This is a genomic window from Kitasatospora sp. Root107 (assembly GCF_001424875.1).
In the GTDB taxonomy this organism is placed as follows: domain Bacteria; phylum Actinomycetota; class Actinomycetes; order Streptomycetales; family Streptomycetaceae; genus Kitasatospora.
Genome location: NZ_LMCT01000072.1, coordinates 120673 through 132518 on the forward strand (window position 1 = coordinate 120673; position 11846 = coordinate 132518).

12 protein-coding genes and 1 pseudogene are annotated in these 11846 nt (G+C 72.5%); 7 read left to right on the plus strand and 6 right to left on the minus strand.

Going from position 1 to position 11846, the window contains the following annotated elements; all coding sequences use genetic code 11:
* Window positions 1-6: 6 nt before the first annotated feature.
* Window positions 7-1044 (minus strand): enoyl-CoA hydratase/isomerase family protein, encoded by a 1038-nt coding sequence (locus tag ASC99_RS34030; protein ID WP_057239441.1) that lies wholly within the window; start codon window positions 1042-1044, stop codon window positions 7-9.
* Between the two features lie 94 nt (window positions 1045-1138).
* On the opposite strand from ASC99_RS34030, the gene ASC99_RS34035 reads away from it, so the two are divergent.
* Window positions 1139-2902, plus strand: coding sequence for a P-loop NTPase fold protein (locus ASC99_RS34035; RefSeq protein WP_057239442.1), 1764 nt, complete (start codon window positions 1139-1141; stop codon window positions 2900-2902).
* Between the two features lie 62 nt (window positions 2903-2964).
* On the opposite strand, the gene fahA is transcribed toward ASC99_RS34035, so the two are convergent.
* The 5 genes and pseudogenes from fahA to ASC99_RS34060 all read right to left on the minus strand — a co-directional run.
* Window positions 2965-4179: a fumarylacetoacetase gene (fahA, locus tag ASC99_RS34040; RefSeq protein WP_057239443.1), complete on the minus strand. Its 1215-nt coding sequence runs from the start codon at window positions 4177-4179 to the stop codon at window positions 2965-2967.
* Window positions 4176-4934 carry a hypothetical protein gene (locus ASC99_RS34045; protein WP_057239445.1) on the minus strand — a complete coding sequence of 253 codons (759 nt, stop codon included), beginning with the start codon at window positions 4932-4934 and terminating at the stop codon, window positions 4176-4178. The genes fahA and ASC99_RS34045 overlap by 4 nt, the downstream gene beginning before the upstream one ends.
* The gene (locus ASC99_RS34050) at window positions 4931-6124 is read right to left on the minus strand and encodes a homogentisate 1,2-dioxygenase (protein ID WP_057239447.1); all 1194 of its coding nucleotides are present in this window, start codon (window positions 6122-6124) and stop codon (window positions 4931-4933) included. The genes ASC99_RS34045 and ASC99_RS34050 overlap by 4 nt, the downstream gene beginning before the upstream one ends.
* A gap of 24 nt (window positions 6125-6148) precedes the next feature.
* Window positions 6149-7285: a 4-hydroxyphenylpyruvate dioxygenase gene (gene hppD, locus ASC99_RS34055; RefSeq protein ID WP_369824411.1), complete on the minus strand. Its 1137-nt coding sequence runs from the start codon at window positions 7283-7285 to the stop codon at window positions 6149-6151.
* Between the two features lie 247 nt (window positions 7286-7532).
* A pseudogene (locus tag ASC99_RS34060) lies at window positions 7533-8126 on the minus strand (phosphoribosyltransferase); the annotation flags it as partial.
* A gap of 132 nt (window positions 8127-8258) precedes the next feature.
* On the opposite strand from ASC99_RS34060, the gene ASC99_RS34065 reads away from it, so the two are divergent.
* From ASC99_RS34065 to ASC99_RS34090, 6 genes are read left to right on the plus strand one after another with little or no spacing between them, the layout of a single operon-like run.
* Entirely contained in the window at window positions 8259-9431 is a 1173-nt protein-coding gene (locus tag ASC99_RS34065; RefSeq protein WP_082598860.1) for a sedoheptulose 7-phosphate cyclase, read from the plus strand.
* Window positions 9416-10126, plus strand: coding sequence for a cupin domain-containing protein (locus tag ASC99_RS34070; protein ID WP_057239453.1), 711 nt, complete (start codon window positions 9416-9418; stop codon window positions 10124-10126). The genes ASC99_RS34065 and ASC99_RS34070 overlap by 16 nt, the downstream gene beginning before the upstream one ends.
* Window positions 10123-10584, plus strand: a complete 462-nt coding sequence (locus tag ASC99_RS34075) for a hypothetical protein (RefSeq protein WP_057239454.1) — start codon at window positions 10123-10125, stop codon at window positions 10582-10584. The genes ASC99_RS34070 and ASC99_RS34075 overlap by 4 nt, the downstream gene beginning before the upstream one ends.
* Window positions 10581-10901, plus strand: a complete 321-nt coding sequence (locus ASC99_RS34080; RefSeq protein ID WP_057239456.1) for a hypothetical protein — start codon at window positions 10581-10583, stop codon at window positions 10899-10901. The genes ASC99_RS34075 and ASC99_RS34080 overlap by 4 nt, the downstream gene beginning before the upstream one ends.
* Entirely contained in the window at window positions 10898-11290 is a 393-nt protein-coding gene (locus tag ASC99_RS34085) for a hypothetical protein (protein WP_057239458.1), read from the plus strand. The genes ASC99_RS34080 and ASC99_RS34085 overlap by 4 nt, the downstream gene beginning before the upstream one ends.
* Window positions 11291-11306: 16 nt before the next feature.
* Entirely contained in the window at window positions 11307-11843 is a 537-nt protein-coding gene (locus ASC99_RS34090; protein ID WP_057239460.1) for a VOC family protein, read from the plus strand.
* Window positions 11844-11846: the final 3 nt, after the last annotated feature.

The window sequence follows — 11846 nt, forward strand, 5'->3', positions numbered from 1 at the left end:
CACCGCTCAGCGGGACAGGCCGAGCTCGCGGTCGCCCAGGTCGGCGAAGAACGCCGCCACCTGGCGGTCCGTCACCTCGGCCAGGGTGGCGGGGGACCAGTGCGGGTTGCGGTCCTTGTCGACCACCTGCGCGCGGATGCCCTCGACCAGGTCGGGGGCGTCCAGCGCGGCGCAGGAGATCCGGAACTCCTGGTCCAGGGTCTCGGCCAGCGTGCGGTGCGTCCGGGCCCGGCGCAGCGCGGCCAGGGTGACCTTGAGCGAGGTCGGTGACTTGGCCCTGATCTGCTCGGCGGCCTCCTTGGCCGCGGTGATCCCTGCTGCGTCCAGCCGGGCCAGGATCTCCTCCACCGTGTCGGCCGCGTAGCAGGCGTCGATCCACTCCCGCTCTCCCCCGAGCGCGGCCTCCGGCGCCTCGGTGGCGTACCGCGCCAGCGCCTCGGCCGGGGCCGACCCGGTCAGTGCTGCGGTGAAGTCGGCCAGCGCGGCCACCGGGACGAAGTGGTCGGCGAAACCGCAGAGCAGGGCGTCGCCCGGGCCCATCGCCGCAGCGGTCAGACCCAGATGGGTCCCGAGCTCGCCCGGGGCGTGCGCCAGCAGCCGGCTGCCGCCGACGTCCGGCATCAGGCCGATCCGGGTCTCCGGCATCGCCACCGTGGAGCGTTCGGTGACCACCCGGACGCCGCCGTGCGCCGAGAGGCCGACCCCGCCGCCCATGGTGATCCCGTCCATCACCGCGACGTACGGCTTCGGGTAGCGGGAGATCAGGTGGTTCAGCCGGTACTCGTCCCGGAAGAACTGCCGGGCGTCCGCACCGCCCAGCTTGGCGTCGTCGTGCAGCGCCCGGATGTCCGCCCCGGCGCAGAGCCCGCGCTCCCCGGCGCCGGTCAGCAGTACGGCCGCCACGCTGTCGTCGGTCGCCCAGACGGTCAGCTGCGCCTCGATCGCCAGCAGCATCCCGTGGGTCAGCGCGTTGAGCGCCCGGGGCCGGTCCAGCGTGATCCGGCCGAGCCGGCCGACCTGCTCCAGCACCACATCCGTCGTCATCGGGGCCCACTCCGTTCGCTTACGTCTGTCGGGAGAACCCCGCCACCGTACCCGTCTAGGATTGGCCCGCTGATCACCAAGGGGGGTGTGCGCGTTGGTCTTCTCACTGCTCAACGACGAACCGGTGCACGGTGCCGGGGACGAGGACGTGCTCGGGACGGCGCGGGCGGCCCGGGACCTGGCGAGGCTGATCCAGGTCTCGCGGGCGGCGACACCGTTCACCATCGCGATCGACGCGGACTGGGGGATGGGCAAGAGCAGTCTGATGCACCAGATCGAGGCGGAGCTCAGTGCGGACCGCAGCGTCGAGTGCGTCTGGTTCAACGCCTGGACGGCGGACGGCACCGACGCCCTGGAGGGCGTCATCAAGTCGGTGCTCCAGCGGTTCGACCGCAGCCTGCTGCGCCGGGTCTGGTACCGGACCGGCCGCCGAGGCCCACTGCTGGCGGGGCTGCGGCTGGGGGTCACCCTGCTGGCAGGGGTGTTCCGGGTGGACCGGATCGTCGACGAGCTCTGGGAGCGGATGGCCGCCGATGCGGCGGCCCGGAACCAGATCCGCGAACTGATCTCGCAGTCGGCCACCGAGTGGGCCGCGGCGCCCGGCAGTTGGGACCAGCGGCGGCTGCTGGCGGTCTTCGTGGACGACCTGGACCGCTGCTCGGACGAGACCATCCTGGCGGTCTGCGAAGCGATCAAGGTCTACCTGGACGTGCCTGGCCTGGCCTTCGTGCTGGGCTGCGACCAGAGCCGGATCGCGGACGTGGCGGAGGCCTCGGGGCAGGCCCTCAGCGCGGACTACCTGCAGAAGATCGTCCAGGTCAACTACCGGATCCCGCCGATGGATCCGGCCCAGGCAGCCCGGCTGGTCCGGAGCTACGCCGAGCGGTCCGGGACGGCCGGGCTGCTGACGCCGCCGCTGGAGGTGCTGCTGGCGGAGCGGATGGGCCGCAACCCCCGGCGGATCAAGCGGCTGATCAACAGTTTCGTGATGGAGTACCACCTCAACGTCGGGTGGCAGGAGTTCGGCGCGGAGGGACTGCTCAGGTCGGTGCTGCTCCAGCACCTGTACCCGGACTTCCACCGGGCGCTGGTCCAGCCCGGCGGTCCGGACCGGGTGGCCGAGTTCGTCACCTACTACGAGGTGCGCGGGCTGGTCCGGCGGGGTGGCGACGGTCTCGACCCGGAGCCCGCGGCCCGGCTGGTGGTGCTGGCGGACCGGCTGGACCTGCGGCTGCCGGAGGAGTGGCCGGCCGCCCTGGAGCAGCTGGAACGGGCGCTGCCGCCGGAGTACCCGCTGCTGGCCGCCGACCGGGGGTTCGTCCGGCTGATCCTGGACCTGGCCCAACTGCCGGACGCCGACGCCCTGCTGGGCTGGCTGCGACGGATCGCACCGCTGGAGCCGGTCCGACCGCGGATGCCGCTGGAGCAAGGCCGGCCGCCCGCGTTCTCGCAGCTAGGCATGACGGCCGCGCCGGCGTTGGCGGGGGCCCCGCCGCTGAACCTGCACGGGGCGCGGGTGCTCTGGGTCGACGACGTGCCGAGCAACAACGCCGAGCTGGCGGGGCTGTTGCGGAGATCCGGGGCGGAGGTCCGGCAGGTCGAGAGCACGGCCGAGGCGCTGGCCGGCCTGGGGTGGCAGCCGCACGTGGTGATCACCGACATGCGGCGGGAGAGCGACAAGCGGGCCGGGATCGACGGCACCAGGGCCGTCCGGGCGCGCGGATTCACTGGGCCGGTGATCCTCTACTCGGAGACCCGGAACCTGACACTGCTGGCCGAGGCCGAGCAGGCCGGGGCGACGTCCGTCCGCTCGCCGACCGCGATGGTGGACCTGATCGAGGAGGCGCTGGCCCGCTGACGCGGGACCGCCGCCCCGCTCGGACGGGAGCGGGGCGGCGGGGCAGTCAGGAAGCCGGCAGGTCAGGGCACGATCCGCCCGGTGACCTCGCCGAACGAGATCAGCGTGCCGTCCGGGCCCGGGGCAGTGGCCGTGATGGTGACGGTGTCACCGTCCTCCAGGAAGGTGCGGGTGGTGCCGTCCGGGAGCTTGACCGGGTTCTCGCCGCCCCAGGTCAGCTCGATCAGCGCGCCCCGGGTCTCCACCTCCGGGCCGCTGACGGTGCCGGAGGCGTACAGGTCGCCCGGGCGCACCGAGGCGCCGTTGGCGGTCAGGTGGGCGAGCTGCTGGGCGGCCGTCCAGTACATCGAGGCGAACGGCGGCCGGGAGATCACGTGGCCGTTCAGTCGGACCGTCAGGGCGAGGTCCAGGCCCCACGGTTCGCTGTCCTGGTCGTCCAGGTAGGGCAGCAGCTCGACGTCGCGCGGCGGCGGGCTGACCCGGGCGTGCTCCAGCGCGTCCAGCGGGACCACCCAGGGCGACAGCGAGGTGGCGAAGGACTTGCCGAGGAACGGGCCGAGCGGCACGTACTCCCAGGCCTGGATGTCGCGCGCGGACCAGTCGTTGAGCAGGCAGACGCCGAAGACGTGCTCGCGGAAGTCGGCCAGCGCGACCGGCTTGCCGAGCTCGCTGCCCGCGCCGACCACGAAGGCCACCTCGGCCTCGATGTCGAGGCGTCGGCACGGGCCGAAGGAGGGCAGCGGCTCGCTCGGTGCCTTGCGCTGGCCGTGCGGGCGGACGATCTCGGTGCCGGAGGCGACGATCGTGCCGGACCGGCCGTGGTAACCGATCGGCAGGTGCTTCCAGTTGGGGGAGAGCGGTTCGGTGCCGGGGCGGAAGAGCTTGCCCAGGTTGGTGGCGTGGTGCTCCGAGGCGAAGAAGTCGACGTAGTCGGCCACCTCGAAGGGCAGGTGCAGGGCGACCTCGCCGACCGGGTACAGGTGCGGGGAGACGGCGGCCCGGTGGGTCTCGTCGCTGAGCCAGCGGGTGAGGGCGGCCCGCACCGAGGTCCAGGTCGGACGGCCCGCCGCGAGCAGCGGGTTGAGGGTGTCGGCGTCCAGCAGGACGGAGGGTTCGCCGACCGCGCGGGCGGCGGCGCCCGCGTCCAGCACGAAGTCGCCGACGGCCACGCCGATCCGGCGCCGGTCCTCCTGGTCGGCGGTGCTGAAGACGCCGTACGGCAGGTTGTGCAGGCCGAACGGGGAGTCCTGCGCGGACTCGAGCCAGCTGGTGGTCAACGGATCTCCTGCGAGAGTAGGCCGAGTTCGGCCAGATCGGTGAGCGGCTCCGCGATGCTGCAGGTGCCGAAAGCGGTGAAGGATGCGCGGGCGGACGCCACCTGGTGGTCGGTCAACTCCCGTGCGGCGTCGGCGAGTACGGCGCCGGAGCGCTCGGCCAGTGCCTCGGCGGCCCGGTCCGGATCGGCGGCGGCGAGCAGCACGTTGAGGAAGCCGTGGTGCTCGAAGCCGGTCACCTTGTCGGTGTGCCGGACGGCGTTGTGCAGACCCGCCGTGCACTTGTACGGCACGCCGAGTTCCGCGCAGGCGGTCAGCGCGGCGGCCAGCTCGGCCACGGTCGGGAAGGCGTCGGCGGTCAGCCCGCCGGTGCGGAACTTGGCCCGGTGCGGTGTCCCGGCCAGCTGGTCGAGCTGCTTGAACAGCTCTTCGCCGTAGGGGAGTTCGAGGGATCCCGGCACTCCGGCGGGCAGTCGGGGCACGACCGTGGCGGCTACCTCGACACCCACCACGTCCAGTCCGGGCAGCGGGACGTACTCGCCGCCCGGCGCCAGCACCAGGGCGACCGGGAACTCCGGCCGCAGCGCGGCCAGTTCACCGGCCCGGCCGGCCCCGCAGAGGAACGGGCCGACCGCGTCGGCGTACCAGGCCGAGCGGTGCCCCAGGTGCGCGGGCACCGCCTCGGCCAGCGGCAGGTCACCGGGCGGGAAGACCGCGGCGTCGTCGAACAGCCCCCGGAACAGCGGCGGTACGGTCATCGCCGACCGCCCGACCAGGTCCAGGCGTAGTTGTCGTCCTCGCTCGCGGCGGCGCCCTCGCCCAGCTCCAGCGGGCGGAAGGTGTCCACCATGACGGCGAGTTCGTCGAAGAACTCGGCGCCGATCGAGCGCTCGTACGCGCCCGGCTGCGGTCCGTGGGTGTGGCCGCCGGGGTGCAGCGAGATCGAGCCCTGGGCGATGCCGGAGCCCTTGCGGGCCTCGTAGTTGCCGCCGCAGTAGAACATCACCTCGTCGCTGTCCACGTTCGAGTGGTAGTACGGCACCGGGATGGAGAGCGGGTGGTAGTCCACCTTGCGCGGCACGAAGTTGCAGATCACGAAGTTGTTGCCCTCGAAGATCTGGTGGGCCGGCGGCGGCTGGTGAATCCGGCCGGTGAGCGGCTCGAAGTCGGCGATGTTCAGCGCGTACGGGTAGAGGCACCCGTCCCAGCCGACCACGTCGAACGGGTGGTGCGGCACCGTGTACCTGGTGCCGGCCACGCCGTTCGGACCGCGGTGCTTCACCAGCACGTCCACGTCACCCTGCTCGACCAGCAGCGGGCCGACCGGCCCCCGCATGTCCCGCTCGCAGTACGGCGCGTGCTCGAGCAGCTGGCCGAACCGGGAGAGGTAGCGCTTGGGCGGGGTGATGTGGCTGTTCGCCTCGATGCAGTACGCGCGCAGCGGCGCGTCCGGGCCCGGCACCCAGCGGTGCGTGGTGGCCCGGGGGATGATCACGTAGTCACCCTCGCCGACCGCCAGCGAGCCGAACACCGTCTCCAGGACGGCGCTGCCGGACTCGATGTACACGCACTCGTCGCCGAGCCCGTTGCGGTACAGCTCGCTCGGCGCCCCGGCCACCACGTAGGACAGCCGGACGTCACCGTTGCCGAGCAGCAGCCGCCGCCCGGCGACCACGTCGGTGTCCTTCCACTCCTCGCCCTGGAACAGCTCGTGCAGCTTCAGGTGACGGGGGATCAGCGGGTGGTTGGGGGTGGTGCGCTGATCGGGGAGCTCCCACGGCACGGCGGCCGTGATCGCCGACGGGATGCCCCGGTGGTAGAGCAGCGAGGAGTCCGAGGTGAAGCCCTCCTCGCCCATCAACTCCTCGTAGTACAGCCCGCCTTCAGGCGTGCGGTGCTGGGTGTGCCGCTTGGGCGGGATGCTGCCCAGCTGCCGGTAGTGCGCCATTGTCCTGATCCTCCCGAGCCGGTCTCAGAGGTTGCCGCGCTTGTCCTGCTCACGCTCCAGGGACTCGAACAGGGCCTTGAAGTTGCCCTTTCCGAAGCCCAGCGAACCATGCCGCTCGATGAACTCGAAGAACACCGTCGGCCGGTCGCCCTGCGGCTTGGTGAAGATCTGCAGCAGGTAGCCGTCCTCATCACGATCGACCAGGATGCCGCGCTTCTTGAGCTCCTCGACCGGGACCCGGACCTTGCCGATCCGCTCGCGCAGCAGCGGGTCGTCGTAGTACGAGTCCGGGGTGTTCAGGAACTCCACGCCGTTGGAGCGCAGGATGTCCACCGTGGTCAGGATGTCGTTGGTGGCCAGCGCCAGGTGCTGGCAGCCGGGGCCGCCGTAGAACTCCAGGTACTCGTCGATCTGCGACTTCTTCTTGGCGATCGCGGGCTCGTTCAGCGGGAACTTCACCCGGTGGTTGCCGCTGGCGACCACCTTGCTCATCAGTGCCGAGTACTCGGTGGCGATGTCGTCGCCGACGAACTCGGCCATGTTCTCGAAGCCCATGACCCGGTTGTAGAAGCCGACCCACTCGTCCATCTTGCCGAGCTCGACGTTGCCCACCGCGTGGTCCAGGGCCTGGAACAGGCGCTTGGGGTGGCCCTCCGGGCGCTGCACCCGGGTCTGCGCGGTGACGAAGCCGGGCAGGTAGGGGCCGTGGTAGCGGGAGCGGTCGACCAGGGTGTGCCGGGTCTCGCCGTAGGTGGCGATCGCGGCGCGGCGGACGGTGCCGTGCTCGTCGGTGACGTCGTTCGGCTCCTCCAGCACGGTGGCGCCGGTGGCCCGGGCGTGCGCGATGCACTTGTCCACGTCCGGGACCTCCAGTGCGAGGTCGACCACACCGTCGCCGTGGCGGCGGTGGTGGTCCAGCAGCGGGCTGTCCGGGGAGACCCCGCCCTTGATCACGAAGCGGCAGGAGCCGGAGCGCAGCACGAAGGCCTTGCGGTCCCGGCGGCCGGTCTCGGGGCCGGAGTAGGCGACCAGCTCCATGCCGAAGACGGCCTGGTAGAACTGGGCCGCCTGGGTGGCGTTGCCCACCACGAAGACGATGGCGTCCTGGGCGATGACCGGGAACGGGTCACCGGCAGCGTCGTGCTCGACCAGACCCACCAGGCGGCGCAGCTGCTCCGCGTCGAGGCCTGCCTCGAGCTCCTCGGGGGTCAGTTCAACGGCGTTGGCGGTCATGGGTTCCTCCACGTTGAGGCTTGCAGTGCGCTGAGCTTGCTCCCGCCCGGGTGATTGGGCAACAGATGGATGATCCGCTGCTCAATGTGTACAAGCTGAGCAGCACCGGGCCGCCTGGGGTGGTCAGATTGTCCAACGGCGATGGTGGCTCTTGTGTCGCGTCCGGTCAGCCGAGTAGGGCGTCCAGCACCTCCGCGTCCGTGGTCTGGTCGAAGTCCGCGTAGAACGCGCCGATGGCCATGAACCCCCTGGGCTCGTGCACGCAGACCAGCTGGTCGGCCTCGCCGCGCAGCTCGTCCCGCCAGTCGGCCGGCGCTACCGGGACGGCCAGCACCACCCGGGCGGCGCCGCGCTGCCGGACGATCCGGCAGGCGGCCTTGGCGGTGAAGCCGGTGGCGATCCCGTCGTCCACCACCACCACGGTCCGCCCGCGCCCGCCCCGGTAGCGCTCGGCCCGGCGGGCCAGCTCGGCCTGCTCGTCGCGCTCCACCGCAGCGAGCTGAGCGTTCGTCACATGGGCCGCCTGGCGGACGTACTCGTTCAGCACTCGGGCCCCGCCCTCGCCGATCGCGCCCATTCCCAGCTCCGGCTGGCGCGGCACCCCGAGCTTGCGCACCACGCAGATGTCCAGCGGGGCCCCGAGCGCCCTGGCCACCTCGGCGGCCACMGGTACGCCGCCACGCGGCAGGCCCACCACCACCGCGTCGGGGATCGTCCCGAGCCGGGCGGCCAGCTGCCGCCCCGCGTCTTTCCGGTCGGTGAAGTACATCGCACTGCCTCCGCATCCCACCGTACGTCCCGGTCGGCCAACGGGACCGGGTGCGGGCGGAGCCCCCGTGTGTCCGGGACCTCGGGATCGCGAAGGTGGAGCTCCGAACCGAGAACGACAGAGGAGGCCACCGTGGCAGGCAGCACGAACACCCCCGCCCACGGCCTGTTCACCACCGGCGAGCCGGTCAACGCCTGGACGGTCAGTACCGCCCTTCCGATCACCTACCAGGTCGGCTTCACCCCGCAGCTGCTCCACCCGGGCAACCCGGCACTCGCCACCGCCGGTGCCACCGCCGGGCGGCGTCTGGTGGTGGTGGAGGAGACCGTGCACGCGCTCTACGGCGAACGGATCCTGGCCTACTTCGGGACCCGCGACCTGGAGGTCGAGCTCTGCGTGCTGGCGGCGCACGAGGAGGTCAAGACGATGGAGTCGGTGTTCCGGGTCGCCGACCGGATGGACCGCTTCGGGGTCTCCCGGCGGGCCGAGCCGGTGATCGCGATGGGCGGCGGCGTCCTGATGGACGTGGTCGGCCTGGCCTGCAGTCTCTACCGCCGCTCGACCCCGTTCGTCCGGGTGCCCACCACGCTGATCGGGCTGGTGGACGCGGGCGTCGGAGCAAAGACCGGGGTCAACTTCGGCCGGCACAAGAACCGGCTTGGCACCTACCACCCGGCGGTGGCCACGCTGCTCGACCCGGCCTTCCTGGCCACCCTGGACCAGCGGCACCTGAGCAACGGCCTGGCGGAGATCCTCAAGGTCGCCCTGATCAAGGACCGGCGGCTGTTCGAGCTGCTGGACCGGACCGGCGAGGCGCTGATCGACCAGCGCTTCCAGGGCCCGGCCCCCGGCGGCGAGGTGCTGGTCCGGGCGGTGCACGGGATGCTCCAGGAGCTCCAACCCAACCTCTGGGAGCACCGGTTGGAGCGCTCGATGGACTACGGCCACTCGTTCAGCCCGACCGTGGAGATGCGGGCGCTGCCCGAGCTGCTGCACGGCGAGGCGGTCTGCCTCGACATGGCACTGACCACCGTGCTCGCCCAGCGGAGGGGACTGGTCGAGGCCGCCGAGCGGGACCGGATCCTCGGGCTGATGCGCCGGCTCCGACTCCCGGTCCGGCACCCGCTGTTGGAGCCGGAGACGCTGGCCGAGGCGCTCACCGACACGATCCGGCACCGGGACGGCCGACAGCGCTTCCCGCTGCCGGTCGGGATCGGCGACGGCTGCTTCGCCGACGACCTGACCGCCGCCGAGATCGGCCGGGCGGCCACCGAACTGGAGGAACTGGCATGCGTGGCACCGTAATTGTCGCCGGCACCCGCGGCCCCGCCGAGGTGCACGGTGTGCACGGCGCCCAGGGGCTGACCCGGTGGGCCTGCCTGGCCCGCAGGCCGGGACTGCTCGGCAACTGGGAGGCGGTCGAGTGGGCCAGCCTTCCGCCCGGCGGTGTCAGCGGTGAGCACCTGCACACCCGCACCGAGGAGGTCTACGTGCTCCTCACCGGCCGAGGGGAGATCATCCTCGACGGCCGGCCCCATCCCGTCGAGGCCGGTGATGTCGTACTCACCGGCCTCGGCACCACCCACGGTCTCCGCAACGCGGGCACCGAGGCGCTGGACTGGCTGGTGATCGAAATGCCCGCACTACCCCGACTGAGGACCCCGATCCTGCGGCACGCCGTGGTGACCAACCTGCGCCGGGTCGGCCCGATCGACCCCGGCGCGGTGCTCACCGGGCCGCTGCGGCACCTCGAACTGGTCCGGCTGCGAGCTGGCCAGCGGGTCGAGCTGGCCGCCGACGCGACCGAGCACACCGTCTTCGTGACGGCCGGCCGCGGCCGGGCCGCCGCCGCGGACGTCCGGGTGCCGCTGGAGCCCGGCCGGTCCGTCACCCTCCCGCTCGGCAGCTCGGCGTCCTTCACCGCCGGGAACGACGGGCTGGAGTACGTCCACGCGGTGCTCACCGTGCCGCCCTCCGAACATCCTGGAGAGCTCCGATGATCGTCACCGACACGGCCCACGCGGCCGTGCACCTCGGCCCCGGCACCCAGCGGGTCCGCACCTGCTGCCTGGCCCGCCGGGGCATGCTGCACAGCGAGACCGAGGCCGTCGACCACGTCCGGCTCAGCCCCGGCGCCTGCTACGACCTGGCCGGCCGGGCCGGAACCGAGGCGGCCTGGTACGTGCTGCGCGGGCCGGTAGCGCTGCTGGACTGCCCTGAGCAGCCGCAGCACCTGCTGGCCGAGGGCGACCTGCTGCTGGCCCCCGAGGGCGGCCGGGTGCACCTGCACGGCGGCCCGCTCGGCGCCGAGCTGCTCTGCCTGACCGTGCTGCCGGACGCGGTCAGTCGCGAACTCCCGGACCGCAAGCCCGAGATCGGGACACCACGCCCTGTTGCCCGGGACAACGGGCAGGACACCGTCGAAGCATCAGGTCCGAACAAGGAGCGTCAGAGATGACCAGCACCGCGATCACCGCCCTCCGCCGGGGCCGCGCCGTGGACCCCGGCCAGGTGCTCACCGGTCCGCTGCGCGGGGTCGGCCTCAGCTGGCTCGACCCGCAGCAGAGCATCGAACTGACCGCCGACGGTGTCGAGCACACGCTCTACGTCACCGCCGGAGCCGGCCGGGCGAGCACCGACGAGACCGACGTGCCGCTGGCCGAAGGCACCGCCGTCACGCTGCCGCTGGGCGGCGAACTCGTCCTCACCGCCGGGGAGTCGGGCCTGGAGTACTTCCACGCCGTCCTGGCCGTACCGGGAGAAGGCCCCCGGTGATCGTCACCACCGCCTCAGCCGCCGCCATGACCGTGGTCGGCCCCGGCAGCGAGCGCACCCGCGTGAGCTGCCTGGCCCGCCGCGACCTGGTCACCGCCGACTGCGAGTCCTTCGAACACCTCCGGCTCAGCCCCGGCGGCACCCACCACCGCGCGGGCCGCCCCGAGACCGAGGCCGCCTGGTACGTGCTGCGCGGCCCGGTGGTCGCCGAGCAGCGGCCGGGCCGGGCCCAATACCTGGCCGACGCCGGTGACCTGCTGCTGGTCCCGGCGAGCCAGAACCTCGACCTGACGGCCGGCCCACTCGGCGCCGAGCTGCTCTGTCTGACCCTCGGCGCCGCCCCGGCCCCGCACCGCCGTCCGCTGCCCCGCCGCCGCACCCGCCCCTGATCCGCTGGGAGTCCTCATGAGCGCCGTCCCCGGTGCCCTCGCCGTGCACCACGTCGCGTACACCGTGCCCGATCTGGACCAGGCGGTCGCCTTCTTCACCGAGGTGATCGGCGCCGAACTGCTCTACCGGACCGGTCCCGTGCACGACCCGGACGGGGACTGGATGACCCGTCAGCTCGGCGTCCACCACCGGGCCGCCGCGTACGTGGCGATGCTCCGGCTGGGCCCGGTGACCAATCTGGAGCTGTTCGAGTACAGCTCGCCGGACCAGCGCCGCGAGCTGCCCAGGAACAGCGACTGGGGCGGTCACCACCTGGCCATCGCGGTCACCGACGTGGACGCCGCCGCCGCGTACCTGCGGGAGCAGCCCGGCGTGCAGGTGCTCGGCCGGCCGGAGACGGTGGCCGACGGCGGCCCGATCGACGGCGACCGCTGGGTCTACTTCCGGACGCCGTGGGGCCTGCAGCTGGAGCTGATCGACCTGCCGCCCGGGCTGCCGTACGAGCGGCAGACCGAGGCCCGGCTCTACCGGCCGACGCAGAACTGGAGTTGAGCG

What these genes read in the sequence shown, in the direction of transcription:
- ASC99_RS34090 (WP_057239460.1), top strand. Translation starts at nt 11,307, where the DNA reads ATGAGCGCCGTCCCCGGTGCCCTCGCCGTGCACCACGTCGCGTACACC.
- ASC99_RS34045 (WP_057239445.1), bottom strand. Translation starts at nt 4,934, where the DNA reads ATGACCGTACCGCCGCTGTTCCGGGGGCTGTTCGACGACGCCGCGGTC.
- ASC99_RS34030 (WP_057239441.1), bottom strand. Translation starts at nt 1,044, where the DNA reads ATGACGACGGATGTGGTGCTGGAGCAGGTCGGCCGGCTCGGCCGGATC.
- ASC99_RS34070 (WP_057239453.1), top strand. Translation starts at nt 9,416, where the DNA reads ATGCGTGGCACCGTAATTGTCGCCGGCACCCGCGGCCCCGCCGAGGTG.
- ASC99_RS34075 (WP_057239454.1), top strand. Translation starts at nt 10,123, where the DNA reads ATGATCGTCACCGACACGGCCCACGCGGCCGTGCACCTCGGCCCCGGC.
- ASC99_RS34050 (WP_057239447.1), bottom strand. Translation starts at nt 6,124, where the DNA reads ATGGCGCACTACCGGCAGCTGGGCAGCATCCCGCCCAAGCGGCACACC.
- ASC99_RS34080 (WP_057239456.1), top strand. Translation starts at nt 10,581, where the DNA reads ATGACCAGCACCGCGATCACCGCCCTCCGCCGGGGCCGCGCCGTGGAC.